Source organism: Streptomyces sp. NBC_00569 (assembly GCF_036345255.1).
GTDB lineage: Bacteria > Actinomycetota > Actinomycetes > Streptomycetales > Streptomycetaceae > Streptomyces.
This window is the reverse complement of record NZ_CP107783.1, coordinates 4,504,444-4,529,209: the sequence shown is the minus strand read 5'-3', so window position 1 is coordinate 4,529,209 and position 24,766 is coordinate 4,504,444. Positions and strand designations below refer to the sequence as shown.

Genomic DNA, 24,766 nt, shown 5'->3' with positions numbered 1-24,766 from the left:
TAGATGCCGCGCAGTCTCAAGAAGGGACCCTTCGTCGACGGACACCTCGTAAAGAAGGTGGACGTACAGAACGAAGCCGGTACCAAGAACGTCATCAAGACCTGGTCCCGTCGCTCGATGATCATCCCCAGCATGCTGGGTCACACCATCGCGGTGCACAATGGCAAGATCCACATCCCGGTGTTCGTCACCGAGTCGATGGTCGGCCACAAGCTCGGCGAGTTCTCGCCGACGCGCACCTTCCGGGGTCACGTCAAGGACGACCGGAAGTCGAAGCGCCGCTAAGGCGGGGTGGAATCGACTATGACGAACACTGAAGGGACAACCATGGAAGCCAGGGCCCAGGCGCGGTACATCCGCGTCACGCCCATGAAGGCCCGCCGAGTGGTGGACCTCATCCGTGGCATGGATGCCACGGAGGCTCAGGCGGTCCTGCGTTTCGCCCCGCAGGCCGCGAGCGTGCCGGTTGGCAAGGTGCTGGACAGCGCCATCGCCAACGCTGCACACAACTACGACCACACCGACGCCAATTCGCTGGTCATCAGCGAGGCGTACGTGGATGAGGGCCCGACCCTGAAGCGGTTCCGTCCGCGTGCTCAGGGCCGTGCCTACCGGATCCGTAAGCGGACCAGCCACATCACCGTGGTCGTCAGCAGCAAGGAAGGAACCCGGTAATGGGCCAGAAGGTAAACCCGCACGGGTTCCGGCTCGGTATCACCACGGACTTCAAGTCCCGTTGGTACGCCGACAAGCTGTACAAGGACTACGTCAAGGAAGACGTAGCCATCCGTCGCATGATGACCTCCGGCATGGAGCGCGCCGGTATCTCGAAGGTTGAGATCGAGCGCACCCGTGACCGCGTGCGTGTGGACATCCACACCGCTCGTCCGGGCATCGTCATCGGCCGCCGTGGCGCCGAGGCCGACCGCATCCGCGGTGACCTCGAGAAGCTCACGGGCAAGCAGGTCCAGCTGAACATCCTCGAGGTCAAGAACCCCGAGACCGACGCTCAGCTGGTTGCTCAGGCCGTTGCCGAGCAGCTGTCCTCCCGCGTCTCCTTCCGTCGCGCCATGCGTAAGAGCATGCAGACCTCGATGAAGGCCGGCGCCAAGGGCATCAAGATCCAGTGTGGTGGCCGTCTCGGCGGCGCCGAGATGTCCCGCTCGGAGTTCTACCGCGAGGGCCGTGTGCCCCTGCACACGCTCCGCGCGAACGTCGACTACGGCTTCTTCGAGGCCAAGACGACCTTCGGCCGTATCGGTGTGAAGGTCTGGATCTACAAGGGCGACGTCAAGAACATCGCCGAGGTCCGCGCCGAGAACGCTGCGGCCCGTGCGGGTAACCGCCCGGCCCGTGGTGGTGGCCCGGGCGGCGACCGCCCGGCCCGCGGCGGTGGCCGTGGTGGCGAGCGTGGCGGCCGCGGCCGCAAGCCGCAGCAGCAGTCGGCTCCGGCCGCCGAGGCCCCCAAGGCTGACGCGCCCGCCGCTGCCGCTCCGGCTGAGAGCACCGGAACGGAGGCCTGACCGAAATGCTGATCCCCCGTAGGGTCAAGCACCGCAAGCAGCACCACCCCAAGCGCCGCGGTCAGGCCAAGGGTGGTACGACGGTTGCGTTCGGCGAGTACGGCATTCAGGCCCTCACGCCGGCATACGTGACCAACCGCCAGATCGAGGCGGCTCGTATCGCGATGACCCGCCACATCAAGCGTGGCGGCAAGGTCTGGATCAACATCTACCCGGACCGCCCGCTTACGAAGAAGCCCGCCGAGACCCGCATGGGTTCCGGTAAGGGTTCCCCCGAGTGGTGGGTCGCGAACGTTCACCCGGGTCGGGTGATGTTCGAGCTGTCCTACCCGAACGAGAAGATTGCGCGTGAGGCGCTTACCCGCGCTGCTCACAAGCTTCCGATGAAGTGCCGGATTGTTCGGCGCGAGGCAGGTGAGTCGTGATGTCGGCCGGTACCAAGGCGTCCGAGCTGCGCGAACTGGGCAACGAGGAGCTCCTCAACAAGCTCCGCGAGGCCAAGGAAGAGCTGTTCAACCTCCGTTTCCAGGCGGCGACCGGTCAGCTCGAGAACCACGGTCGGCTGAAGGCCGTCCGCAAGGACATCGCGCGGATCTACACCCTCATGCGTGAGCGCGAGCTGGGCATCGAGACGGTGGAGAACGCCTGATGAGCGAGAGCAACGTGACTGAAGAGACTGCCGCCCGCGGCTTCCGCAAGACCCGTGAGGGTCTGGTCGTCAGCGACAAGATGGACAAGACCGTCGTCGTCGCTGTCGAGGACCGCGTCAAGCACGCGCTGTACGGCAAGGTCATCCGCCGTACGAACAAGCTCAAGGCGCACGACGAGCAGAACGCTGCCGGCGTCGGCGACCGCGTCCTCATCATGGAGACGCGTCCGCTGTCGGCGACCAAGCGCTGGCGCATCGTCGAGATCCTCGAGAAGGCCAAGTAATTCTCTGAGGGGTATCCCTCAGAGTTCGTTCCGCCAGGCTCCCGGGGCAGTTCACTGAACTGCCCCGGGGGAACCGGCAGACAATCAGGAGATAGACGTGATCCAGCAGGAGTCGCGACTGCGCGTCGCCGACAACACGGGTGCGAAGGAAATTCTCACCATCCGTGTTCTCGGTGGCTCGGGTCGCCGCTACGCGGGCATCGGTGACGTCATCGTCGCCACCGTCAAGGACGCGATCCCCGGCGGCAACGTGAAGAAGGGTGACGTCGTCAAGGCGGTCATCGTTCGCACCGTCAAGGAGCGCCGCCGTCCGGACGGCTCGTACATCCGCTTCGACGAGAACGCCGCCGTCATTCTGAAGAACGACGGCGACCCTCGTGGCACCCGTATCTTCGGCCCGGTGGGCCGTGAGCTGCGCGAGAAGAAGTTCATGAAGATCATCTCGCTCGCGCCGGAGGTGCTGTAAGCATGAAGATCAAGAAGGGCGACCTGGTACAGGTCATCACCGGTAAGGACAAGGGCAAGCAGGGCAAGGTCATCGCGGCCTTCCCCCGCGAGGACCGCGTCCTGGTCGAGGGTGTCAACCGGGTCAAGAAGCACACCAAGGCCGGCCCCACCGCCAGCGGTTCGCAGGCCGGTGGCATCGTCACGACCGAGGCCCCTGTCCACGTGAGCAACGTTCAGCTCGTGGTGGAGAAGGACGGCAACAAGGTCGTCACGCGTGTCGGTTACCGCTTCGACGACGAGGGCAACAAAGTTCGCGTTGCCAAGCGGACGGGTGAGGACATCTGATGGCTACCACCACGACTCCGCGTCTCAAGACGAAGTACCGCGAGGAGATCGCGGGCAAGCTGCAGGAAGAGTTCTCCTACGAGAACGTCATGCAGACCCCGGGCCTCGTCAAGATTGTGGTCAACATGGGTGTCGGCGACGCCGCCCGTGACTCCAAGCTCATGGACGGTGCCGTCCGTGACCTGACCACGATCACCGGTCAGAAGCCGGCCATCACCAAGGCCCGCAAGTCCATCGCGCAGTTCAAGCTGCGTGAGGGTCAGCCGATCGGTGCCCACGTCACGCTCCGTGGCGACCGCATGTGGGAGTTCCTGGACCGCACCCTGTCGCTCGCGCTTCCGCGCATCCGCGACTTCCGTGGTCTGTCTCCCAAGCAGTTCGACGGCCGTGGCAACTACACCTTCGGTCTCACGGAGCAGGTCATGTTCCACGAGATCGACCAGGACAAGATCGACCGCGTCCGGGGTATGGACATCACCGTGGTCACCACGGCGACCAACGACGCTGAGGGCCGTGCGCTCCTTCGTCACCTCGGCTTCCCCTTCAAGGAGGCGTAACCGAGATGGCGAAGAAGGCTCTTATTGCCAAGGCTGCTCGTAAGCCGAAGTTCGGTGTGCGTGGCTACACCCGCTGCCAGCGCTGCGGCCGCCCGCACTCCGTGTACCGCAAGTTCGGCCTGTGCCGCGTGTGCCTTCGTGAGATGGCTCACCGTGGCGAGCTGCCGGGCGTGACCAAGAGCTCCTGGTAATCCCCTTCTGTCCTTAGGGACTTGGGAATTACCGGACGCTCTCGGTAAGTATTTGGACGGCGGGAGCCCTCCTTCACATGCCGTAGGCTTGTGGGGTTGGGCGCCCGCCGCCCATACCGACTTACTACGCCGTAGGTCCCCGCACCGCACCCGTCCCGCCTCTGTGTGGGGAGAGGGATGGCGCATACAGGAAACCCCGGCGAGAGAGGCCGAAGGCCAATTCATGACCATGACTGATCCGATCGCGGACATGCTGACTCGTCTGCGTAACGCGAACTCGGCGTACCACGACACCGTGGCGATGCCGCACAGCAAGATCAAGTCTCACATCGCGGAGATCCTCCAGCAGGAGGGCTTCATCACGGGCTGGAAGACCGAGGACGCCGAGGTTGGCAAGAACCTCGTCCTCGAGCTCAAGTTCGGCCCGAACCGTGAGCGCTCCATTGCGGGCATCAAGCGGATCTCCAAGCCCGGTCTCCGGGTTTACGCGAAGTCCACCAACCTGCCCAAGGTCCTCGGCGGCCTCGGCGTGGCGATCATCTCCACGTCGCACGGTCTTCTGACCGGCCAGCAGGCAGGCAAGAAGGGCGTAGGTGGGGAAGTCCTCGCCTACGTCTGGTAGTCGGGAACGGAGGAATAGCTAATGTCGCGTATTGGCAAGCTCCCCATCACGGTTCCCGCCGGCGTGGACGTCACCATCGACGGTCGTACGGTCTCGGTTAAGGGTCCCAAGGGCTCCCTCAGCCACACGATCGTCGCTCCGATCGTCATCACGAAGGACGAGGACGGCGTGCTGAACGTCGCCCGTCCCAATGATGAGCGTCAGAACAAGGCTCTGCACGGCCTGTCCCGCACGCTGGTGGCCAACATGATCACCGGCGTGACCGAGGGTTACGTGAAGAAGCTCGAGATCAGCGGTGTCGGTTACCGCGTCCTGGCGAAGGGCTCCAACCTGGAGTTCTCGCTCGGCTACAGCCACTCGATCGTGATCGAGGCGCCCGAGGGCATCTCCTTCAAGGTCGAGTCGCCGACCAAGTTCTCGGTCGAGGGCATCGACAAGCAGAAGGTCGGCGAGGTTGCGGCCAACATCCGCAAGCTGCGCAAGCCCGACCCGTACAAGGCCAAGGGCGTCAAGTACGAAGGCGAAGTCATCCGCCGCAAGGTCGGAAAGGCGGGTAAGTAAGCCATGGCATACGGTGTCAAGATTGCTAAGGGCGACGCTTACAAGCGTGCTGCCATCAAGCGCCGTCACATTCGTATCCGTAAGCACATCTCGGGTACGGCCGAGCGTCCGCGCCTGGTTGTGACGCGTTCGAACCGCCACATCGTGGCCCAGGTCATCGACGACGTTAAGGGTCACACCCTCGCGTCGGCGTCGACCCTGGACACCTCGATCCGTGGTGTCGAGGCCGACAAGTCCGCGCAGGCCGTCAAGGTCGGCGCCCTGGTCGCCGAGCGTGCCAAGGCCGCGGGCGTCGAGGCTGTCGTGTTCGACCGTGGTGGTAACCAGTACGCCGGGCGCATCGCCGCTCTGGCGGACGCCGCCCGCGAAGCCGGTCTGAAGTTCTGATCCGGTTCCGTAGCTAGCGGAAAACGAAGAGAGGTAATTCCAATGGCTGGACCCCAGCGCCGCGGAAGCGGTGCCGGTGGCGGCGAGCGGCGGGACCGGAAGGGTCGCGACGGTGGCGCTGCCGCCGAGAAGACCGCATACGTTGAGCGCGTTGTCGCGATCAACCGTGTCGCCAAGGTTGTCAAGGGTGGCCGTCGCTTCAGCTTCACTGCGCTCGTCGTAGTGGGCGATGGCGATGGCACGGTAGGCGTCGGTTACGGCAAGGCCAAGGAGGTGCCGGCCGCCATCGCCAAGGGTGTTGAGGAGGCCAAGAAGCACTTCTTCAAGGTCCCCCGTATCCAGGGCACCATCCCGCACCCGATCACGGGCGAGAAGGCTGCGGGCGTCGTCCTGCTCAAGCCGGCTGCTCCCGGTACCGGCGTTATCGCCGGTGGCCCGGTGCGCGCCGTGCTCGAGTGCGCCGGCGTTCACGACATCCTGTCGAAGTCTCTCGGCTCGTCGAACGCGATCAACATCGTGCACGCGACCGTGGAGGCCCTCAAGGGCCTGCAGCGTCCCGAGGAGATCGCGGCTCGCCGTGGTCTGCCCCTCGAGGACGTCGCCCCCGCGGCTCTGCTTCGTGCGCGTGCGGGAGCGGGTGCGTAATGGCTCGCCTCAAGATCACGCAGACGAAGTCGTACATCGGCAGCAAGCAGAACCACCGCGACACCCTGCGTTCGCTCGGGCTCAAGCGCCTGAACGACGTGGTCGTCAAGGAGGATCGTCCCGAGTTCCGCGGCATGGCTAACACCGTGCGGCACCTCGTGACGGTCGAGGAGGTCGACTGATCATGGCGGAGAACAACCCGCTCAAGATCCACAACCTCCGTCCCGCCCCGGGCGCCAAGACCGCGAAGACCCGTGTGGGTCGCGGTGAGGCGTCCAAGGGTAAGACGGCCGGTCGTGGTACCAAGGGCACGAAGGCCCGTTACCAGGTTCCGGAGCGCTTCGAGGGTGGCCAGATGCCCCTCCACATGCGTCTCCCGAAGCTCAAGGGCTTCAAGAACCCGTTCAAGACCGAGTTCCAGGTCGTGAACCTCGACAAGCTGAGCGCGCTGTACCCGGAAGGTGGCGAGGTCACCGTCGAGGGTCTCGTCGCCAAGGGTGCCGTTCGCAAGAACAGCCTCGTCAAGGTGCTCGGCCAGGGTGAGCTCACCGTGGCGCTGCAGGTGACGGTTGACGCCGTCTCCAACTCCGCCAAGGAGAAGATCACCGCCGCCGGCGGTACCGTCACCGAGCTCGTCTGACCTTTTCAGGCGTCTCGATGACATGAGCGATTCCCAACCGGGGATGCCCCACATATGGGGCATCCCCGGTTGGTCGTTCCAAGGGGGGCATGGTCGCCGGTATGGTGGCCTGCACTGTGCTGTATCCGTCTGGGGCAGATGCCTCAGGCCGGGCGGCGTGTCCTGAAGGCGACGTGTCTGACGGAGCTTCACCCGGTGCTTGACTGTTACGCATTCCTTCATTCATCGAACCTCAAGACCGTCACCTCTGACGCACGTGCGCGGGGGTCGCAGGAGGCACCGTGCTCACCGCGTTCGCCCGGGCGTTCAAGACGCCCGACCTGCGCAAGAAGCTGCTCTTCACGCTCGGCATCATCGTGATCTACCGCATCGGTACACACGTACCGATCCCGGGAGTCAGCTACTCGAACGTCCAGACATGCGTGGACGCGAACAAAGGCACGCAGGGGCTGTTCGGCCTCGTCAACATGTTCAGTGGTGGCGCGCTCCTGCAGATCACGATCTTCGCGCTCGGCATCATGCCGTACATCACCGCGAGCATCATCCTGCAGCTGCTCACCGTCGTGATCCCGCGGCTCGAGGCCCTGAAGAAGGAGGGTCAGGCGGGTACTTCGAAGATCACGCAGTACACGCGATACCTGACCGTGGCGCTCGCCATCCTCCAGGGCACCGGACTCGTCGCGACCGCTCGCAGCGGCGCCCTCTTCCAGGGCTGCCCCGTCGCGAACCAGATCGTCCCGGACCAGTCGATCTTCGTGACGATCACGATGGTCATCACGATGACCGCCGGCACCGCCATCGTCATGTGGCTCGGTGAGCTCATCACCGACCGCGGCATCGGCAACGGCATGTCGATCCTGATGTTCATCTCGATCGCCGCCACCTTCCCGAGCGCCCTGTGGACCATCAAGACGACCGGTGACCTCGCCGGCGGCTGGATCGAGTTCGGCGCCGTGATCCTGGTGGGCCTCGTCATGGTCGGCCTGGTGGTCTTCGTCGAGCAGGCGCAGCGCCGCATCCCTGTCCAGTATGCGAAGCGCATGATCGGTCGCCGGTCTTACGGCGGTACGTCCACCTACATCCCGCTGAAGGTCAATCAGGCGGGTGTGATCCCTGTCATCTTCGCTTCGTCGCTGCTCTACATCCCGGCCCTCGTCGCGCAGTTCGCGGGAGGCAATTCCGGGTGGAAGACCTGGATCAACGACCATCTGACCAAGGGAAATCACCCCTATTACATCGTTTCGTACTTCCTGCTGATCGTTTTCTTCGCGTTCTTCTACGTGGCGATCTCGTTCAACCCCGAGGAAGTCGCGGACAACATGAAGAAGTATGGTGGCTTCATCCCGGGCATCCGGGCTGGCCGGCCGACCGCTGAGTACCTCAGCTACGTACTCAACCGGATCACCTGGCCGGGTTCGCTGTATCTGGGTCTGATCGCTCTCGTACCAACGATGGCGTTGGTTGGCTTCGGGGCAAGCCAGAACTTCCCGTTCGGTGGGACAAGCATCCTGATCATCGTGGGTGTCGGTCTGGAGACGGTGAAGCAGATCGAGAGCCAGCTTCAGCAGCGCAATTACGAAGGGTTCCTCCGCTGATGCGTATCGTCCTCGTCGGGCCGCCCGGTGCGGGCAAGGGAACGCAGGCCGCGTTCCTTGCCAAGAACCTGTCGATTCCGCACATCTCCACGGGCGACCTCTTCCGTGCCAACATCAGCCAGGGCACGGAGCTGGGCAAGCAGGCAAAGGCGTTCATGGATGCCGGCAACCTGGTTCCCGACGAGGTCACCATCGGGATGGCCAAGGACCGCATGGAGCAGCAGGACGCCGTGAACGGCTTCCTGCTCGACGGCTTCCCTCGTAACGTCTCGCAGGCCGAGGCGCTCGACGTCGCCCTCAAGGCGGACGAAGTGAAGCTCGACGCGGTCCTGGACCTCGAGGTCCCCGAGGACGAGGTGGTCAAGCGCATCGCCGGCCGCCGCATCTGCCGTAAAGACTCCGCGCACGTCTTCCACGTGTCGTACAAGCAGCCGAAGCAGGAAGGCGTCTGTGACGTCTGCGGCGGCGAGCTGTACCAGCGCGAGGACGACAGCGAGGACACCGTTCGCAAGCGGCTCGAGGTCTACCACACGCAGACCGAGCCGATCATCGACTACTACCGGGCCCAGGGCCTGGTGCGGACGATCTCGGCGCTCGGCAAGGTCGACGAGGTGACCGCGCGGGCCATGGACGCCCTCGAGCGCGACAAGTAAGTCGTTGTTACGCTGCTCCGGCCGCGGTGCCCGTACAGGGCGCCGCGGCCGTAGTGTTGTGCAGGTAGACCCGTAGTGCGGAAGACGGAGAGCGCAGGCCCCCATGGTGCAGATCAAGACCCCCGAGCAGATCGCCAAGATGCGTGAGGCGGGGCTGGTCGTCGCCGCGATCCACGCGGCGACGCGTGAGGCAGCGGTGCCCGGTGCCACCACCCGGGACCTGGACCAGGTCGCGCGCAAGGTGCTCGACGAGCACGGGGCCAAGTCGAACTTCCTCGGTTACGGGGGATTCCCCGCGACGATCTGCACCTCGGTCAACGAGGTCGTCGTCCACGGCATCCCGGACGACAAGACCGTCCTCAAGGACGGCGACATCATCTCCATCGACTGCGGCGCGATCATCGACGGCTGGCACGGCGACGCCGCGTACACCGCGTTCGTGGGCACCGGTCACGCTCCGGAGCTGGTCGAGCTCTCCCGGGTGACCGAGGAGTCGATGTGGGCCGGCATCGCCGCGATGAAGAACGGCAACCGGCTCGTCGACATCTCCCGCGCCATCGAGTCCTACATCCGCCGCCAGCCCAAGCCGGGCGGTGGCAAGTACGGCATCGTCGAGGACTACGGCGGCCACGGCATCGGCACCGAGATGCACATGGACCCGCACCTGCTGAACTACGTCGAGCGCCGCCGCGGCAAGGGCCCGAAACTCGTCCCCGGCTTCTGCCTCGCGATCGAGCCGATGGTCTCCCTCGGCACCCCGCGGACCGAGGTTCTCGAGGACGACTGGACGGTGATCACGACGGACGGCACCTGGTCCTCGCACTGGGAGCACTCCATCGCGCTGACCGAGCAGGGCCCGCTGGTCCTCACGGCGCCCGACGGTGGCAAGGCGAAGCTGGCCGAGCTCGGTGTCACCGCAGCTCCGGATCCCCTTGCATAATGATCTTGAGTGTGGGGCAGGCTTCCCCGATTCGTCTTTCAGGGTGCCCTGACGTAGACTGACTCGTCGGCTCTCGTGCACACGCATGCCTGCATGTACGTGCTGAGTCGATCAAGGTAGTCGATTCGAAGGGCGAAGCGTGGCCAAGAAGCAAGGTGCCATCGAGATCGAAGGCACTGTCGTCGAGTCTCTCCCGAACGCCATGTTCAAGGTGGAGCTCCAGAACGGCCACCAGGTCCTGGCTCACATCAGCGGCAAGATGCGCATGCACTACATCCGCATCCTCCCTGACGACCGGGTCGTGGTGGAGCTGTCTCCGTACGACCTGACGCGTGGCCGGATCGTCTACCGGTACAAGTAGATCTTGCCCGCATCCTGCCTCGCGCGGGGTGGTGGCACTGACCCGGAGAACCTCACCCAATGAAGGTCAAGCCGAGCGTCAAGAAGATCTGCGACAAGTGCAGGGTGATCCGCCGTCACGGCCGGGTCATGGTTATCTGCGACAACCCGCGCCACAAGCAGCGCCAGGGCTGACGCACGACTGCAGTTCGCAGATTTTCGCGCGACGCAAGTAAGCACATATGCAGGACCCGTCCCTCTTCAGATCCATTGGTAATGGAGGGCGACACCCCCGGTCGGAGGCCGGGGACCCAGGTTGTACCTCGTACGGCACCTGGGAACGGTTCTGCTGAAGACCTCCGAGAATCAACAGGAGCCTTGAATGGCACGCCTTGAAGGCGTTGACCTCCCGCGCGACAAGCGCGTAGAGGTTGCCCTCACCTACGTGTTCGGCATTGGCCGCACGCTGTCCCAGCAGACGCTGGACGCCACCGGTGTGGACCGCAACATCCGCGTTCGTGATCTGTCCGAAGAGGACCTGATCAAGATCCGCGAGTACGTGGACGCGAACATCCAGACCGAGGGTGACCTCCGTCGCGAGATCCAGGCCGACATCCGCCGCAAGGTCGAGATCGGCTGCTACCAGGGTCTTCGCCACCGTCGTGGCCTGCCCGTCCGCGGTCAGCGCACCAGCACGAACGCTCGTACCCGCAAGGGCCCGCGTCGCGCCATCGCCGGTAAGAAGAAGCCGGGCAAGAAGTAGTCCTCGCTCAGCGGTCTATCGACAGCTGTCGCTGCAGGACCGACCACCTCCCGTAGGAGTAATAGATGCCCCCCAAGGGTCGTCAGGGCGCTGCCAAGAAGGTGCGCCGCAAGGAAAAGAAGAACGTCGCTCACGGGCACGCTCACATCAAGAGCACGTTCAACAACACGATCGTGTCCATCACGGACCCGACCGGCAACGTGATCTCCTGGGCCTCCGCCGGCCACGTCGGCTTCAAGGGCTCGCGCAAGTCCACTCCGTTCGCCGCGCAGATGGCCGCCGAGTCGGCCGCGCGTCGCGCTCAGGAGCACGGCATGCGCAAGGTTGACGTCTTCGTCAAGGGTCCGGGCTCCGGCCGCGAGACCGCGATCCGCTCCCTCCAGGCCACGGGCCTCGAGGTCGGTTCGATCCAGGACGTCACGCCGACCCCGCACAACGGCTGCCGTCCGCCCAAGCGTCGCCGCGTCTGACCTGACGTACGACTGCTTGGTCTGAGGTTTTCGGGCGGTACGGCTCTCAGGGGCCGTATCGCCCGTACCCTTGTACTGCATCAACACCGGGCCACGCCCGGTGGCATCAGGGCATCAAATAGTGGGTGCCCCTGTCTGAAGGAATCACTTCATGCTGATCGCTCAGCGTCCCTCGTTGACCGAAGAGGTCGTCGACGAGTTCCGCTCCCGGTTCGTGATCGAGCCGCTGGAGCCGGGCTTCGGTTACACCCTCGGCAACTCCCTGCGCCGGACCCTTCTTTCCTCGATCCCGGGTGCGGCGGTCACGTCCATCCGTATCGACGGTGTCCTGCACGAGTTCACCACCGTGCCGGGCGTCAAGGAAGACGTCACCGACCTCATCCTGAACATCAAGCAGCTGGTCGTCTCCTCGGAGCACGACGAGCCGGTCGTGATGTACCTGCGCAAGCAGGGTCCGGGTCTGGTCACCGCCGCCGACATCGCGCCCCCGGCCGGTGTCGAGGTGCACAACCCCGACCTCGTCCTCGCCACGCTCAACGGCAAGGGCAAGCTGGAGATGGAGCTGACCGTCGAGCGCGGTCGCGGCTACGTCTCCGCCGTCCAGAACAAGCAGGTCGGTCAGGAGATCGGGCGCATCCCGGTCGACTCGATCTACTCGCCGGTCCTGAAGGTCACGTACAAGGTCGAGGCGACCCGTGTCGAGCAGCGCACCGACTTCGACAAGCTGATCGTCGACGTCGAGACGAAGCAGGCCATGCGTCCGCGTGACGCCATGGCGTCGGCCGGTAAGACCCTGGTCGAGCTGTTCGGTCTCGCCCGCGAGCTGAACATCGACGCCGAGGGCATCGACATGGGCCCGTCCCCCACGGACGCCGCCCTGGCCGCCGATCTGGCGCTGCCGATCGAGGAGCTCGAGCTCACCGTCCGGTCGTACAACTGCCTCAAGCGCGAGGGCATCCACTCCGTGGGTGAGCTCGTCGCCCGCTCGGAGGCGGACCTGCTCGACATCCGCAACTTCGGTGCGAAGTCGATCGACGAGGTCAAGGCGAAGCTGGCCGGTATGGGCCTCGCGCTGAAGGACTCGCCTCCCGGCTTCGACCCGACCGCCGCCGCCGACGCCTTCGGCGCCGACGACGACGCGGACGCGGGCTTCGTGGAGACCGAGCAGTACTAGGCGCTCCGCGAGGACGCCGGATTTTCGGCTGCCGGTCCGCTTCGGCGGGTCGCGCAGTTCCCCGCGCCCCTTACGGGGCGCGGGTCTCCGACGGGCATCCGCCCGCTCGGACACTGACCCTGGTACCTGATACGGCCGGGGCAGACATCTAGGAGAAACACCATGCCGCGTCCCGCCAAGGGTGCCCGTCTGGGCGGCAGTGCTGCGCACGAGAAGCTGCTTCTCGCGAACCTCGCGAAGTCGCTCTTCGAGCACGGCAAGATCACGACGACCGAGGCCAAGGCCCGTCGTCTGCGTCCGTACGCGGAGCGTCTGGTCACCAAGGCGAAGAAGGGCGACCTTCACAACCGCCGTCAGGTGCTCCAGGTCATCACCGACAAGAGCGTCATCCACACGCTCTTCACGGAGATCGCCCCGCGCTACGAGAACCGTCCCGGTGGTTACACCCGCATCACCAAGATCGGTAACCGCCGTGGCGACAACGCGCCCATGGCTGTCATCGAGCTGGTCGAGGCGCTGACCGTCGCGCAGCAGGCCACCGGTGAGGCCGAGGCCGCCACCAAGCGTGCCGCGAAGGACACCGAGGCTGCCGCTCCGGCCGCCGAGGACACCGCAGCGGTCGAGGCCGCTGAGGAGTCCAAGGACGCCTGAGGCTCTGCCTTGATGTGAGCGGGTCCGCCCTTCGGGGCGGGCCCGCTTTCGTATTGCCTTCGCCTGAGAGGATCTGTGTGTGAGTGACGAGGTAGAGCCCGGGTTCGTGCGGGTGCGGCTGGATCTGTCGTACGACGGCAAGGACTTCTCCGGGTGGGCGAAGCAGGCCAGCGGCCGGCGGACCGTGCAGGGTGAGATCGAGGACGCGCTGAAGACCGTGACCCGGTCAGCGCAGACGTACGAGCTGACCGTGGCCGGGCGGACCGACGCGGGGGTGCACGCGCGCGGGCAGGTCGCGCATGTCGATCTGCCGGAGGACGTCTGGGCCGAGCACCAGGACAAGCTCCTGCGCCGGCTCGCGGGGCGGCTGCCGCACGATGTGCGGGTGTGGAAGGTGGCTCAGGCGCCGAGCGGGTTCAACGCGCGCTTCGCCGCCGTGTGGCGTCGGTACGTGTACCGGGTGACCGACAACCCCGGCGGTGTCGATCCGCTGTTGCGCAGTCATGTGCTGTGGCACGACTGGGAGTTGGACCTGGACGCGATGAATGCGGCCGCGGAGAGGCTGATCGGGGAGCACGACTTCGCCGCGTACTGCAAGCGGCGCGAGGGCGCGACGACGATCCGTACGCTCCAGGAGCTGCGGTGGGAGAGGTCGCCCGACGGGATCCTCGAAGCGACGGTCCGGGCCGACGCGTTCTGCCACAACATGGTGCGCTCGCTGGTCGGCGCGATGCTGTTCGTCGGTGACGGGCACCGGCCGCCGGACTGGCCCGCGAAGGTCCTGGCCGCCGGTGTACGGGACTCGGCGGTGCACGTGGTGCGGCCGCACGGTCTGACGCTGGAGGAAGTCGGCTACCCCGCCGACGAGTTGCTCGCGGCGCGCAGCAAGGAGGCCAGGAACAAGCGGACGCTGCCGGGTGCGCCCTTCTCGGAGCCGGGGTGCTGCTGAGTCCCTACTGGGGCGCCTCGGCCGCGGCGGAGGCCTGTGCCTCGCCGCGCCGGGTGATCTGACGGAACGTGAACTCGGCGAGGTCGTCACCCGTGGTGAAGACGGCACGGTCCTTGGTGGTGACGTCCCGGCCGCCGCTGGTGAACCCGGCGGTCGTGAAGTACGCGTAGCGGCCGTACGAGTTGGTGGTCGAGCGGCAGATCGTCGTACGGCAGAAGGCGGGGACGCCCGAGCCGGACAGGGAGGTCACGGTGCCCTTGGTGTACTGGTTCTTGGCCTTGGTGGCCTGGGCCTCCGTGTCGAAGACGGCGACGCCGACGGTGACCGCGACGCCGTCCTTCGCGTAGGTGGCGCGGATCAGGCGCGTGCAGTCGTTGCCGGTCAGGACACCGCCGAGCGCGCCCTGGGTGACCGAGGCGCAGCTCTTCGTGCTGGACGTGGCGCCCTTCTTGTAGACGCGGTCGCCGACGGTGAGCTTGGTGCCGGGGAAGAGGGTGTCCGCGCTGAGCGGGGCCTTGTCCTTCTTGGCGCTGGAGATGAAGTCCTTGGGGTCGAGCGGGGGCGGCGGCGTGGTCTCCGCGAACGTCGGGTCCGGCGGGGTCGTGTCGCTGGGGATGTCCGCGGTCGTCGGCAGCTGGTCGGCGGGCTTGTCGGAGGCCGAGCTGTTGCCGTTGGCGGAGACGATCGCGAACGCGACGGCCGAGCCGACGGCGACCGTGGCGAGCGCGCCACCGCCGATCATCAGCCAGCGGCGGCGTCGCGCGCGTGCCTCGGACGCTTCGGCGAGCGCCGCCCAGTCCGGTCCCTGTGAACCACCGCTGCCCCCGGGCCCCCACTGGGGTCCCCCCTGCCCAAAGCTCATGGGGCGCATCTTAGACCGCCGCGCAGGGGGTGCTGAGGCGCGGTGGGGAAGGGTGTGCGCAGGGTCTGGCCGATCTTGTGTGTGCCCTGTGTGTGCTTCCTGTGTGCCAGGGGTCACGCTCGTGCGGCGCTGCCTGCGACGACGTGCGGTTACCCTGGTAGACGGCAGGGCCGCCCAGTGCGGCGGATCCGGCGGTGCCGGTGTCCAGGTCCGCGTTTTGACCCGTACGGGGAAGCGCGGGTATCCTGCCTAGTCGTTGTGTGTATTGGCTTGCTCGCTCTCGCGTGAGGGGCCATGCGCAGGTTCCCTGGAGCAGTTACCAGTGGGCGGCATACGGGCGCTGAACCCGGCACTGTCGTCCCCAGCTGCACGATCGCTTCAGTGATGCCACTTTCAGCACCCATCCACTGAAGAAGAAGAAGGCTGCTAAGTGCGTACGTACAGCCCCAAGCCCGGCGACATCTCTCGCCAGTGGTACGTCATCGACGCCCAGGATGTCGTCCTGGGTCGTCTGGCGACCACTGCCGCGAACATCCTGCGGGGCAAGCACAAGCCGATCTACGCCCCCCACGTCGACGCTGGTGACTTCGTCATCATCATCAACGCGGACAAGGTGCACCTCTCCGGCAACAAGAAGACCCAGAAGATGGCGTACCGCCACTCCGGTTACCCGGGCGGTCTGCGTTCCGTTCGTTACGACGAGCTGCTGGATAAGAACCCCGAGAAGGCCGTCGAGAAGGCCATCAAGGGCATGATCCCCAAGAACACCCTGGGCCGTCAGGTGCTCTCGAAGCTGAAGGTCTACTCGGGCGACCAGCACCCCCACGCTGCCCAGCAGCCGGTGCCGTTCGAGATCACCCAGGTCGCGCAGTAGTTCCGGCCACCCCCAAAGACGAAAAAGAATCTGAGGAGAATCGTGGCCGAGACCACCGTTGAGCAGCCGGTCGAAGAGACCGAGATTGTCGACGTCGAGCAGTACACCACCGAGTCCGAGGTCCCCGTCGAGGGCGAGTACACCTCGGAGTCGAACGCCGCGCGCTTCGGCGACCCGCAGCCGGCCGCCGGCCTGGGCCGTCGCAAGAACGCCATCGCGCGCGTTCGCATCGTGCCCGGCACCGGCAAGTGGAAGGTCAATGGGCGCTCGCTCGAGGACTACTTCCCGAACAAGGTCCACCAGCAGGAAGTCAACGAGCCCTTCAAGGTGCTCGAGCTCGACAACCGCTACGACGTCATCGCCCGCATCTCGGGTGGCGGCGTCTCCGGTCAGGCCGGTGCGCTCCGTCTCGGTGTCGCCCGTGCGCTGAACGAGGCCGACGTGGACAACAACCGCGGCGCCCTCAAGAAGGCCGGTTACCTCAAGCGTGACGACCGTGCGGTCGAGCGCAAGAAGGCCGGTCTCAAGAAGGCCCGTAAGGCCCCGCAGTACAGCAAGCGCTAAATCGCTGCTGCTTGTTCGTTTCGTTCGCCCCGGCGGCACGCTGTGTGCCGCCGGGGCGTTCGTATATAGCGGCCCCGGGGCGTATATCGGCACAAGGTGCTCATAATAACGACACAAGGTGCTCATAAGTTTGCATGCTCGGATGATTTCCGACGCTTCTTCGAGAATTGCGAAAGTTCGGAGGACACCAGTGGGACGACTGTTCGGCACGGACGGCGTACGAGGTGTCGCCAACGCGGATCTGACGGCCGAGCTCGCGCTCGGACTCTCCGTGGCGGCGGCTCATGTACTCGGCGAGGCGGGGACGTTCGAGGGGCACCGTCCGGTGGCCGTGGTCGGTCGTGACCCGCGGGCCTCGGGCGAGTTCCTGGAGGCCGCGGTCGTCGCGGGTCTGGCCAGCGCGGGCGTCGACGTCCTGCGGGTCGGCGTGCTGCCCACCCCCGCGGTGGCGCATCTCACCGGCGCGCTGGGCGCCGACCTCGGCGTGATGCTGTCCGCCAGCCACAACGCGATGCCGGACAACGGCATCAAGTTCTTCGCGCGCGGCGGTCACAAGCTCGCCGACGAGCTGGAGGACCGTATCGAGCAGGTCTACGAGCAGCACCGCACCGGTGCGCCGTGGGACCGTCCGACCGGTGCCGGCGTCGGCCGCGTGAACGCGTACGACGAGGGTGCCGACCAGTACATCGCGCACCTCATCGGTGTGCTGCCCAACCGTCTCGAGGGCCTGCGGATCGTCCTGGACGAGGCGCACGGCGCGGCGGCGCGGGTCTCGCCCGAGGCGTTCACGCGGGCCGGGGCGGAGATCGTCACGATCGGCGCCGATCCGGACGGCCTGAACATCAACGACGGCTGCGGATCCACCCACCTCGACCTGCTGAAGGCCGCCGTCGTCGAGCACGGCGCCGACCTCGGCATCGCGCACGACGGTGACGCCGACCGCTGCCTGGCCGTCGACCACACGGGCGCCGAGATCGACGGGGACCAGATCCTCGCCGTGCTCGCCCTGTCGATGCGGGAGCACGGCGCCCTGCGCCAGGACACCGTTGTCGCGACCGTAATGTCGAACCTCGGCTTCAAGCTGGCCATGGAGCGCGAGGGCATCGGGTTCGTGGCGACCGCCGTCGGCGACCGGTACGTCCTGGAGTCGATGAAGGAGCACGGATACGCGCTCGGCGGCGAGCAGTCCGGGCACGTGATCATCCTCGACCACGCGACGACCGGCGACGGCACGCTCACGGGTCTGCTGCTCGCGGCCCGCGTCGCCCAGACCGGCCGCACCCTCCAGGACCTCGCCTCCGTCATGGAGCGTCTGCCGCAGGTCCTGGTCAATGTGCGCGACGTCGACAAGTCCCGTGTGACGACGTCCGCCGAGCTGGCCGCCGCCGTCACCGACGCCGAGCGGGAGCTGGGCGCGACGGGCCGGGTGCTGCTGCGTTCGTCCGGTACGGAACCGCTGGTCCGCGTCATGGTCGAGGCCGCCGACATCGAGCAGGCCCGCTCGATCGCGGGTCGCCTCGCCGATGTCGTCAAGTCCACGCTGGGCTGAGGCAGTTCACTGCGTCAGGACGCGCCGGCGGCACGCTTGCGCTGTGTCGCCCAGAACCACTTCTGGGCGAGCAGTGTGAGCGTGCCGGCCAGCACGATGCCGCCGAGGTTCGCGAGGAGCTGGGCGGTCGAGCCCCACGTCTGGGCGTAGTCGCTGTACGCGAACGCCACCGCCGCGTTCGCCGCCGCCGGGACCGTCGTCACCGAGATGGCGACACCGATCAGGGCGCCCGACTTCGCCGATGTGAGGGACAGCGTCCCGGCGATGCCCGCGAGGAACGCCACGACGAACGACATCCAGTCCGGCTTCCAGATGAACGACGTGTTCGGCCGGTCCGCCTCGATCATCGAGCGCGTGAACAGGCCGAACAGGTCCAGGAGCCAGCTGAACCCGGCGGTGAGCACCATCGCGGCGGCGAATCCCGCCAGCAGCGCCCACAGCGATCGCCACACCAGGCGCGGGGCGCGCTGCACCAGCGCCGTGGAGATCCCGGCGAGCGGCCCGAACTCGGGGCCGACGGCCATCGCGCCGACGATCAGGATCGCGTTGTCCAGCATCACGCCGCAGGCCGCGAGCATCGTCGCGACGGCCAGGAACGCCACGTAGGTGACGGTGAGCGTGGACTCCTCGTGCGTCGCGTCCGTCAGCTGCTCCCACAGGACCGCGTCCGCGCCCTCGCCCGGCGCCTCGTCCTCCGCCCGGTCGGCCAGCCTCGACAGCGACAGGTCGATGTTCTCGACCGCGATCGAGCCCGTCGTGTCGATGTTCAGGCCCCGCAGCCCGCTGATCAGTTCGTCGCCGGCCTCCCTGGCGACGTCGCACATCACGACGTCGCCCTTCGGGTCGCGGGCCGCGTCCGGCAGCACCACGAGATGCGTGGTGCCGACGGTCCTCTCGATCAGGCGGGCCACCGCGTCGGTCTTCTCGGCCGGCGTGATCAGTCGCAGGTGCAGCATGCGCGAAGCGTAGCTTTCCGGCTTTCTACAGCTTCCGCAGGCTCAGCCGCTGCACCTTGTGGTCGGGGCCCTTGCGCACGACGAGCGTCGCGCGGCCGCGCGTGGGCGCCACATTCTCCAGCAGGTTCGGCTTGTTGATGGTCCGCCAGGTCGTCCGCGCGTAGTCGAGCGCCTCCTCCTCGGAGACCTGCGTGTACTTGCGGAAGTACGAGGACGGGTTCTGGAAGGCCGTCTGGCGGAGCTTCTTGAACCGGTTGAGGTACCAGCGCTCGATGTCCTCGGCGCGCGCGTCCACGTACACGCTGAAGTCGAAGTAGTCGGCGAGGCCGACGCGGGTGCGGCCGTCCTTGCCCGGCATGGCGGGCTGGAGCACGTTCAGGCCCTCGACGATCAGGATGTCGGGGCGGCGGACCGTGAGCTTCTGGCCGGGCACGATGTCGTAGATCAGGTGGGAGTAGACGGGCGCCGACACCTCGTCCTTGCCCGCCTTGATGTCGGCGACGAAGCGGGTCAGGGCGCGGCGGTCGTACGACTCGGGGAAGCCCTTGCGCGACATCAGGCCGCGCCGCTCCAGCTCCTTCGTCGGCAGCAGGAAGCCGTCCGTGGTGACCAGCTCCACGCGCGGGTGCTCGGGCCAGCGGGACAGCAGTGCCTGGAGGAGGCGGGCGACGGTCGACTTGCCCACCGCCACCGAACCGGCGACCCCTATGACGAAGGGCGTGCCCGACTGGGACGCCTTCTCGACGGTCTCGCCGAGGAAGGTGTTGAGGGCGCCGCGCAGGGTGTCGGTGGCACCGACGTACAGGTTGAGGAGGCGCGAGAGCGGGAGGTAGATGTCCCGGACCTCGTCCAGGTCGATCACGTCGCCGAGGCCGCGCAGTTTCTCCAGCTCATCGGCGGTGAGGGGGAGCGGCGTCTTGTTGCGCAGCGCGCTCCACTCGGTGCGGGTGAGGTCGACGTAGGGAGTCGCCTCCGGCTTGTGCCGGTGGGCGCTCCGGGGTGCCGTCGGGGGCACGGAGACCGAAGAGATCACAGTCCATTGTTACGGCTGTGTGGACGGGGTGGGGGGTGGGGTGCGTCACCTTGGGGACGGCGGAAGCGCCGGAGTGGGGTTTTCGTGCGTGATGCGTGCGTGATGCGTGCCTGATACGTGCTCGATTCCGGGAGTTCTGCAGCCGTAGGTCTGGACCGGACGGGGGAACGGGGATACGTTCCCGGCACCCGGCGCCGAGCCGCGCCGTCCGGGTGGGAGGGAACCGTCATGGCCGTGCCCCGTTTGCGTGACCTCGTCCGGCGCAGACCCGGACCCGTCGAGGACGACTTCGCCGGGCACGTGCGCAGCGAGCTCGCCCTCGACCTGCCCGACGAGGACCTGCGCGACGATCTCGACGACTGTCTCGACCTCTACCGGATGGGCAGCAAGCCGCGCTGCGAGGAAGTGGAGTATCTGCGTCTCCTCGAGGACGCGCGGGACCGGATCGTCTGGGGCTGCTGACCGCGCGGCCTTAGGCTGCCGCTATGTGCGGAATCGTGGGATACGTCGGATCTCAGTCGGCGCTCGACGTCGTGCTCGCCGGACTGAAGCGGCTCGAATACCGGGGGTACGACTCGGCCGGGGTCGCGGTGCTCGCCGACGGCGGCCTCGCCTCGGCCAGGAAGGCGGGCAAGCTCGCCAACCTGGAGAAGGAGCTCGTGGAGCGGCCGCTGCCGGCCGGGGCCACGGGCATCGGCCACACCCGCTGGGCCACCCACGGCGGCCCGACCGATGGGAACGCGCATCCCCATCTCGACAACGCCGGCCGCGTCGCCGTCGTCCACAACGGCATCATCGAGAACTTCGCCGAGCTGCGCGCCGAGCTCGCCGAGCGCGGGCACGTCCTGGAGTCCGAGACCGACACCGAGGTCGTCGCGCATCTGCTCGCCGAGGAGTTCTCCGTGTGCGCCGGCCTCGCCGAGGCCATGCGCCTCGTCTGCCGGCGTCTCGAAGGGGCGTTCACGCTGGTCGCCGTGCACGCCGACGAGCCCGACGTCGTCGTGGGCGCCCGGCGCAACTCGCCTCTTGTCGTAGGAGTGGGGGAGGACGAGGCGTTCCTCGCCTCCGACGTCGCCGCCTTCATCGCCCATACGCGCTCGGCGATCGAACTGGGCCAGGACCAGGTGGTCGAGCTGCGGCGGGACGGCGTAGGGGACGGGGTGACCGTCACCGACTTCGACGGCCGGCCGGCCGAGGTGCGGTCGTACCACGTCGACTGGGACGCCTCCGCCGCCGAGAAGGGCGGCTACGACTACTTCATGCTCAAGGAGATCGCCGAGCAGCCGAAGGCGGTCGCCGACACGCTGCTCGGGCGCATCGGCGTCGACGGGGCGCTGACGCTCGACGAACTCCGGATCCCCACGGCCGTGTTGAAGGAGGTCGACAAGGTCGTGATCGTGGCGTGCGGGACCGCGTTCCACGCCGGTCTCATCGCCAAGTACGCCATCGAGCACTGGACCCGGATCCCTTGCGAGGTGGAGCTCGCGAGTGAGTTCCGGTACCGGGATCCCATTCTCGGCGGGCGCTCGCTCGTCATCGCCATCTCGCAGTCGGGCGAGACCATGGACACGCTGATGGCGCTGCGGCACGCCCGCGACCAGGGCGCGACCGTGCTCGCCATCTGCAACACGAACGGGTCGACCATTCCCCGCGAGTCCGACGCCGTTCTCTACACGCATGCCGGGCCCGAGGTCGCCGTCGCCTCCACCAAGGCGTTCCTCACGCAGCTCGTCGCCTGCTATCTCGTGGCCCTGTACCTGGGGCAGGTGCGCGGCACGAAGTGGGGGGACGAGATCCGCGCGGTGATCCGGGACCTGGCCGACATCTCCGGTGAGGTCGAGCGCGTCCTGGAGACCATGGAGCCCGTGCGGACGCTGGCCCGGTCGCTCTCCGACAAGCGGACCGTGCTCTTCCTGGGGCGGCACGTGGGCTATCCCGTCGCTCTTGAAGGCGCTCTGAAGCTCAAGGAGCTCGCCTATATGCACGCGGAGGGCTTCGCCGCCGGTGAACTCAAGCACGGGCCCATCGCGTTGATCGAGGACGACCTGCCCGTCGTGGTCGTCGTGCCGTCGCCCAAGGGGCGGTCCGTCCTCCACGACAAGATCGTGTCCAATATCCAGGAGATCCGGGCCCGCGGGGCGCGCACCATCGTGATCGCCGAGGAGGGGGACGAGGCGGTCGTCCCCTACGCCGACCATCTCGTACGGATCCCCGCCACCCCTACGCTGCTTCAGCCGCTGGTTGCGGCGGTGCCGTTGCAGGTGTTTGCTTGCGAGCTGGCCACGGCCCGGGGAAACGAGGTCGACCAGCCTCGCAACCTCGCCAAGTCCGTGACGGTGGAGTGAGGCGCCGGATCTGAGTACGAGGGGCTGGATTTGATTATTGGGGTCGGGATCGACGTCGCCGAGATCGAGCGGTTCGAGGCGTCGCTCGCGCGTACGCCCGGGATGGCAGAACGGCTCTTCGTCGAGAGGGAGTTGCTGCTTCCCGGCGGGGAGCGGCGCGGTGTCGCCTCGTTGGCCGCCCGGTTCGCCGCCAAGGAGGCGCTGGCCAAGGCGCTGGGGGCGCCGGCCGGGTTGCGGTGGACCGATGCGGAGGTCTGTGTCGAGGACAGCGGGCAGCCGCGGCTACGGGTCACCGGGACCGTCGCGGCGCGTGCCGCGGAGATGGGTGTGCGGTCGTGGCATGTGTCGCTTAGCCATGATGCCGGGGTGGCGTCGGCGGTCGTGATCGCAGAGGGGTAGGGGCTCGGGGCCGGGGCTGGGGGCTTCGGCCTCGCGCGGGCTTCGGCTTGTGGCTTCGGCCACGGGCGAGGTGTCCCGCTGTGCGGGAGACTCGGTTCCATGCGTACCGCCTACAGCGTCGACACCGTACGGACCGCCGAGCGTGCCCTCATGGCGCGGCTTCCCGAAGGCGCCCTGATGCAGCGGGCCGCCGCCGGGCTCGCCGTCGTCTGCGCCGAACTCCTCGGCAAGGTGTACGGGGCCCGGGTCGTGCTCCTCGTCGGGTCCGGGGACAACGGGGGCGACGCCCTCTACGCCGGCGCCCGGCTCGCCCGTCGTGGCGCCGGGGTCGCCGCCGTGCTCCTGGACTCCGAGCGGGTGCACCGTGCCGGGCTGGCAGCCTTCCGCTCCGCCGGGGGGCGCGTCGCCGAGTCCGGTGAGCGCGCGCTTGCCGGCGCCGATCTCGTCGTCGACGGGATCGTGGGCATCGGGGGGCGCGGCGGGCTTCGCGCGGCTGCCCTGCCCGTTGTCCGTGCCGCCTTGGAGTCCCGTGCCGTCGTCGTCTCCGTGGACCTGCCCAGCGGCGTCAACGCCGATACCGGGCAGGTCGCCGGGGAGGCCGTCCGTGCCGATGTGACCGTCACCTTCGGTGTGTACAAGCCGGGGCTTCTCGTCGATCCCGGGCGGGAGTACGCCGGTGCCGTTCGGCTCGTCGACATCGGGCTCGAACCGGGGCGTGGCGAGGCGGATCTGGAGGCCCTTCAGCACGGTGACGTGGCCCGGCTGCTGCCTGAACCCGCCGGAGAGAGCGACAAGTACCGGCGTGGTGTCGTGGGCATCGTCGCCGGGTCCGCCCGGTATCCCGGTGCCGCCGTGCTTGCCGTGGCCGGGGCTCTGCGGGGTGGGGCCGGGGCCGTTCGGTACGTCGGGCCCGCGGCCGGCGCCGTCGTCTCGCGGTTCCCCGAGACCCTGGTGTCCGAAGGCGCGCCCGGGAAGGCGGGGCGGGTGCAGGCGTGGGTGGCCGGGCCCGGACTCGGTGACGACGCCTCCGGGCTCGCGGATGTCCTGGGTGCGGAGGTGCCCCTTCTGATCGACGCCGATGGGCTGCGGCTCGCCGATCCCGAGGCCGTTCGGGGGCGGTCCGCGCCCACGTTGCTCACGCCTCACGCGGGGGAGGCCGCCGCGTTGCTGGGGGTTGCCCGGGAGGAGGTGGAGGCGGAGCGGCTCGCGGCTGTGCGGGAGTTGGCCGGCCGGTTCTCCGCCACCGTGCTCTTGAAGGGGTCCACCACCTTGGTCGCCGGGGGGCGGGAGGACGGTGCCGGGCGTCCGGCCCGGGTCAACTCCACGGGTACCGCCTGGCTGGCCACCGCGGGAAGCGGTGACGTGTTGTCCGGGCTCTGCGGATCGCTGCTCGCCGCGGGGCTCGGAGCGCTCGATGCCGGGTCTGTGGGGGCCTATCTGCATGGGCTTGCCGCTCGGCGTGTGTCCGGTGGGGCGCCTGTTGTCGCTCAGGATGTGGCTGGGGGGATTGCCGGGGCCTGGGGGGACGTTCGGCGCGGGGTGTAGGGCGGTGGCTTCCGCTTCGCTCCGTGGCGGCGCTTCGCCCGTCTTCGGGGCGGGGCCGCCCCGGGATGTACGTACTCGCTGTTCCATGGGCCGGCCCCGGCAGGCCAGGCGCCCGTAACGGGGTGGAGGTGGCTCCGCGCGCACATCCCGGCGCGTCCCCTCCTGTTGTCGTGCGGCCGGTGGGCGGTGGGGGATTCGCGTCCGCTCGCCCGGTTGATTGTGCGGCCGTCGGGTCGTGGGGATTCGGTCTCCGG

Annotated in this window: 36 protein-coding genes; 33 read left to right on the top strand and 3 right to left on the bottom strand. The window is 67.4% G+C overall.

What is annotated here, in order from left to right:
• Nucleotides 1–3 precede the first annotated feature (3 nt).
• From rpsS to truA, 26 genes are all read left to right on the top strand, one after another.
• A complete protein-coding gene (gene rpsS, locus OHO83_RS20295; protein WP_266673342.1) occupies nucleotides 4–285 on the top strand; it encodes a 30S ribosomal protein S19 in 282 nt (93 codons plus the stop codon).
• A gap of 42 nt (nucleotides 286–327) precedes the next feature.
• Nucleotides 328–675 carry a 50S ribosomal protein L22 gene (gene rplV, locus OHO83_RS20290; RefSeq protein WP_026249422.1) on the top strand — a complete coding sequence of 116 codons (348 nt, stop codon included), beginning with the start codon at nucleotides 328–330 and terminating at the stop codon, nucleotides 673–675.
• A complete protein-coding gene (gene rpsC / locus OHO83_RS20285; RefSeq protein ID WP_266673344.1) occupies nucleotides 675–1,523 on the top strand; it encodes a 30S ribosomal protein S3 in 849 nt (282 codons plus the stop codon). Before rplV ends, rpsC begins: the two co-directional genes overlap by 1 nt.
• 5 nt (nucleotides 1,524–1,528) lie before the next feature.
• Complete coding sequence (gene rplP, locus OHO83_RS20280) at nucleotides 1,529–1,948, top strand: 50S ribosomal protein L16 (RefSeq protein ID WP_030782563.1); 420 nt, start codon at nucleotides 1,529–1,531, stop codon at nucleotides 1,946–1,948.
• On the top strand, nucleotides 1,948–2,172 hold the full coding sequence (gene rpmC / locus OHO83_RS20275) for a 50S ribosomal protein L29 (protein WP_059079052.1): 225 nt from the start codon (nucleotides 1,948–1,950) through the stop codon (nucleotides 2,170–2,172). The genes rplP and rpmC overlap by 1 nt, the downstream gene beginning before the upstream one ends.
• Nucleotides 2,172–2,456, top strand: coding sequence for a 30S ribosomal protein S17 (gene rpsQ / locus OHO83_RS20270; RefSeq protein WP_100594880.1), 285 nt, complete (start codon nucleotides 2,172–2,174; stop codon nucleotides 2,454–2,456). The genes rpmC and rpsQ overlap by 1 nt, the downstream gene beginning before the upstream one ends.
• A 97-nt stretch (nucleotides 2,457–2,553) precedes the next feature.
• Nucleotides 2,554–2,922 (top strand): 50S ribosomal protein L14, encoded by a 369-nt coding sequence (gene rplN, locus OHO83_RS20265; RefSeq protein ID WP_003974257.1) that lies wholly within the window; start codon nucleotides 2,554–2,556, stop codon nucleotides 2,920–2,922.
• Nucleotides 2,923–2,924: 2 nt separating this feature from the next.
• Complete coding sequence (gene rplX, locus OHO83_RS20260; protein WP_100594879.1) at nucleotides 2,925–3,248, top strand: 50S ribosomal protein L24; 324 nt, start codon at nucleotides 2,925–2,927, stop codon at nucleotides 3,246–3,248.
• Nucleotides 3,248–3,805: a 50S ribosomal protein L5 gene (rplE, locus tag OHO83_RS20255; protein WP_100594878.1), complete on the top strand. Its 558-nt coding sequence runs from the start codon at nucleotides 3,248–3,250 to the stop codon at nucleotides 3,803–3,805. Before rplX ends, rplE begins: the two co-directional genes overlap by 1 nt.
• A 5-nt stretch (nucleotides 3,806–3,810) precedes the next feature.
• Nucleotides 3,811–3,996, top strand: coding sequence for a type Z 30S ribosomal protein S14 (locus OHO83_RS20250; protein WP_003948630.1), 186 nt, complete (start codon nucleotides 3,811–3,813; stop codon nucleotides 3,994–3,996).
• A gap of 223 nt (nucleotides 3,997–4,219) precedes the next feature.
• Nucleotides 4,220–4,618 carry a 30S ribosomal protein S8 gene (gene rpsH, locus OHO83_RS20245; protein WP_030221010.1) on the top strand — a complete coding sequence of 133 codons (399 nt, stop codon included), beginning with the start codon at nucleotides 4,220–4,222 and terminating at the stop codon, nucleotides 4,616–4,618.
• Between the two features lie 21 nt (nucleotides 4,619–4,639).
• Nucleotides 4,640–5,179 carry a 50S ribosomal protein L6 gene (rplF, locus tag OHO83_RS20240; protein WP_266673350.1) on the top strand — a complete coding sequence of 180 codons (540 nt, stop codon included), beginning with the start codon at nucleotides 4,640–4,642 and terminating at the stop codon, nucleotides 5,177–5,179.
• A gap of 3 nt (nucleotides 5,180–5,182) precedes the next feature.
• Nucleotides 5,183–5,566 (top strand): 50S ribosomal protein L18, encoded by a 384-nt coding sequence (gene rplR, locus OHO83_RS20235; RefSeq protein ID WP_127832078.1) that lies wholly within the window; start codon nucleotides 5,183–5,185, stop codon nucleotides 5,564–5,566.
• Between the two features lie 42 nt (nucleotides 5,567–5,608).
• A complete protein-coding gene (rpsE, locus tag OHO83_RS20230) occupies nucleotides 5,609–6,211 on the top strand; it encodes a 30S ribosomal protein S5 (protein WP_266673354.1) in 603 nt (200 codons plus the stop codon).
• Nucleotides 6,211–6,393 (top strand): 50S ribosomal protein L30, encoded by a 183-nt coding sequence (rpmD, locus tag OHO83_RS20225; RefSeq protein WP_041985698.1) that lies wholly within the window; start codon nucleotides 6,211–6,213, stop codon nucleotides 6,391–6,393. Before rpsE ends, rpmD begins: the two co-directional genes overlap by 1 nt.
• Nucleotides 6,394–6,395: 2 nt before the next feature.
• Entirely contained in the window at nucleotides 6,396–6,851 is a 456-nt protein-coding gene (rplO, locus tag OHO83_RS20220; RefSeq protein ID WP_100594874.1) for a 50S ribosomal protein L15, read from the top strand.
• Between the two features lie 281 nt (nucleotides 6,852–7,132).
• A complete protein-coding gene (secY, locus tag OHO83_RS20215; RefSeq protein WP_266673357.1) occupies nucleotides 7,133–8,446 on the top strand; it encodes a preprotein translocase subunit SecY in 1,314 nt (437 codons plus the stop codon).
• Nucleotides 8,446–9,099, top strand: a complete 654-nt coding sequence (locus tag OHO83_RS20210; RefSeq protein WP_330279689.1) for an adenylate kinase — start codon at nucleotides 8,446–8,448, stop codon at nucleotides 9,097–9,099. Before secY ends, OHO83_RS20210 begins: the two co-directional genes overlap by 1 nt.
• A 103-nt stretch (nucleotides 9,100–9,202) precedes the next feature.
• Entirely contained in the window at nucleotides 9,203–10,039 is an 837-nt protein-coding gene (gene map / locus OHO83_RS20205) for a type I methionyl aminopeptidase (RefSeq protein ID WP_266673361.1), read from the top strand.
• Between the two features lie 139 nt (nucleotides 10,040–10,178).
• Complete coding sequence (infA, locus tag OHO83_RS20200) at nucleotides 10,179–10,400, top strand: translation initiation factor IF-1 (RefSeq protein ID WP_003948620.1); 222 nt, start codon at nucleotides 10,179–10,181, stop codon at nucleotides 10,398–10,400.
• 59 nt (nucleotides 10,401–10,459) lie between these two features.
• Entirely contained in the window at nucleotides 10,460–10,573 is a 114-nt protein-coding gene (gene rpmJ, locus OHO83_RS20195; protein ID WP_003974245.1) for a 50S ribosomal protein L36, read from the top strand.
• A 187-nt stretch (nucleotides 10,574–10,760) separates the two neighbouring features.
• A complete protein-coding gene (gene rpsM, locus OHO83_RS20190; RefSeq protein ID WP_100594870.1) occupies nucleotides 10,761–11,141 on the top strand; it encodes a 30S ribosomal protein S13 in 381 nt (126 codons plus the stop codon).
• Nucleotides 11,142–11,206: 65 nt separating this feature from the next.
• A complete protein-coding gene (gene rpsK, locus OHO83_RS20185; RefSeq protein WP_003948617.1) occupies nucleotides 11,207–11,611 on the top strand; it encodes a 30S ribosomal protein S11 in 405 nt (134 codons plus the stop codon).
• 151 nt (nucleotides 11,612–11,762) lie between these two features.
• Nucleotides 11,763–12,785 carry a DNA-directed RNA polymerase subunit alpha gene (locus tag OHO83_RS20180; protein WP_003966937.1) on the top strand — a complete coding sequence of 341 codons (1,023 nt, stop codon included), beginning with the start codon at nucleotides 11,763–11,765 and terminating at the stop codon, nucleotides 12,783–12,785.
• A gap of 162 nt (nucleotides 12,786–12,947) precedes the next feature.
• Nucleotides 12,948–13,436, top strand: a complete 489-nt coding sequence (gene rplQ / locus OHO83_RS20175) for a 50S ribosomal protein L17 (protein WP_266673363.1) — start codon at nucleotides 12,948–12,950, stop codon at nucleotides 13,434–13,436.
• A gap of 79 nt (nucleotides 13,437–13,515) precedes the next feature.
• Nucleotides 13,516–14,385: a tRNA pseudouridine(38-40) synthase TruA gene (gene truA / locus OHO83_RS20170; protein WP_266673365.1), complete on the top strand. Its 870-nt coding sequence runs from the start codon at nucleotides 13,516–13,518 to the stop codon at nucleotides 14,383–14,385.
• Between the two features lie 4 nt (nucleotides 14,386–14,389).
• Here the strand turns inward: truA and OHO83_RS20165 are convergent, their stop codons facing one another.
• Complete coding sequence (locus tag OHO83_RS20165; RefSeq protein ID WP_266673367.1) at nucleotides 14,390–15,247, bottom strand: hypothetical protein; 858 nt, start codon at nucleotides 15,245–15,247, stop codon at nucleotides 14,390–14,392.
• Between the two features lie 430 nt (nucleotides 15,248–15,677).
• Here OHO83_RS20165 and rplM point away from each other — a divergent pair, with 430 nt between their 5' ends.
• The 3 genes from rplM (at nucleotide 15,678) to glmM (ending at nucleotide 18,234) form a co-directional block, all read left to right on the top strand.
• Complete coding sequence (gene rplM / locus OHO83_RS20160; protein ID WP_266673369.1) at nucleotides 15,678–16,121, top strand: 50S ribosomal protein L13; 444 nt, start codon at nucleotides 15,678–15,680, stop codon at nucleotides 16,119–16,121.
• Between the two features lie 42 nt (nucleotides 16,122–16,163).
• On the top strand, nucleotides 16,164–16,685 hold the full coding sequence (gene rpsI / locus OHO83_RS20155) for a 30S ribosomal protein S9 (protein ID WP_266673371.1): 522 nt from the start codon (nucleotides 16,164–16,166) through the stop codon (nucleotides 16,683–16,685).
• A gap of 190 nt (nucleotides 16,686–16,875) precedes the next feature.
• Complete coding sequence (glmM, locus tag OHO83_RS20150; RefSeq protein ID WP_266673373.1) at nucleotides 16,876–18,234, top strand: phosphoglucosamine mutase; 1,359 nt, start codon at nucleotides 16,876–16,878, stop codon at nucleotides 18,232–18,234.
• 14 nt (nucleotides 18,235–18,248) lie between these two features.
• Here the strand turns inward: glmM and OHO83_RS20145 are convergent, their stop codons facing one another.
• Both OHO83_RS20145 and coaA read right to left on the bottom strand, forming a co-directional pair.
• Nucleotides 18,249–19,190, bottom strand: a complete 942-nt coding sequence (locus tag OHO83_RS20145; protein WP_266673375.1) for a DUF389 domain-containing protein — start codon at nucleotides 19,188–19,190, stop codon at nucleotides 18,249–18,251.
• Nucleotides 19,191–19,215: 25 nt separating this feature from the next.
• Nucleotides 19,216–20,205: a type I pantothenate kinase gene (gene coaA, locus OHO83_RS20140; protein WP_266676549.1), complete on the bottom strand. Its 990-nt coding sequence runs from the start codon at nucleotides 20,203–20,205 to the stop codon at nucleotides 19,216–19,218.
• Nucleotides 20,206–20,451: 246 nt separating this feature from the next.
• On the opposite strand from coaA, the gene OHO83_RS20135 reads away from it, so the two are divergent.
• From OHO83_RS20135 to OHO83_RS20120, 4 genes are all read left to right on the top strand, one after another.
• Nucleotides 20,452–20,685 (top strand): hypothetical protein, encoded by a 234-nt coding sequence (locus tag OHO83_RS20135; protein WP_266673377.1) that lies wholly within the window; start codon nucleotides 20,452–20,454, stop codon nucleotides 20,683–20,685.
• 23 nt (nucleotides 20,686–20,708) lie between these two features.
• On the top strand, nucleotides 20,709–22,568 hold the full coding sequence (gene glmS / locus OHO83_RS20130; RefSeq protein WP_266673379.1) for a glutamine--fructose-6-phosphate transaminase (isomerizing): 1,860 nt from the start codon (nucleotides 20,709–20,711) through the stop codon (nucleotides 22,566–22,568).
• A gap of 30 nt (nucleotides 22,569–22,598) precedes the next feature.
• On the top strand, nucleotides 22,599–22,967 hold the full coding sequence (locus OHO83_RS20125) for a holo-ACP synthase (protein ID WP_266673381.1): 369 nt from the start codon (nucleotides 22,599–22,601) through the stop codon (nucleotides 22,965–22,967).
• A 99-nt stretch (nucleotides 22,968–23,066) separates the two neighbouring features.
• The gene (locus OHO83_RS20120; RefSeq protein ID WP_266673383.1) at nucleotides 23,067–24,512 is read left to right on the top strand and encodes an NAD(P)H-hydrate dehydratase; all 1,446 of its coding nucleotides are present in this window, start codon (nucleotides 23,067–23,069) and stop codon (nucleotides 24,510–24,512) included.
• Nucleotides 24,513–24,766: the final 254 nt, after the last annotated feature.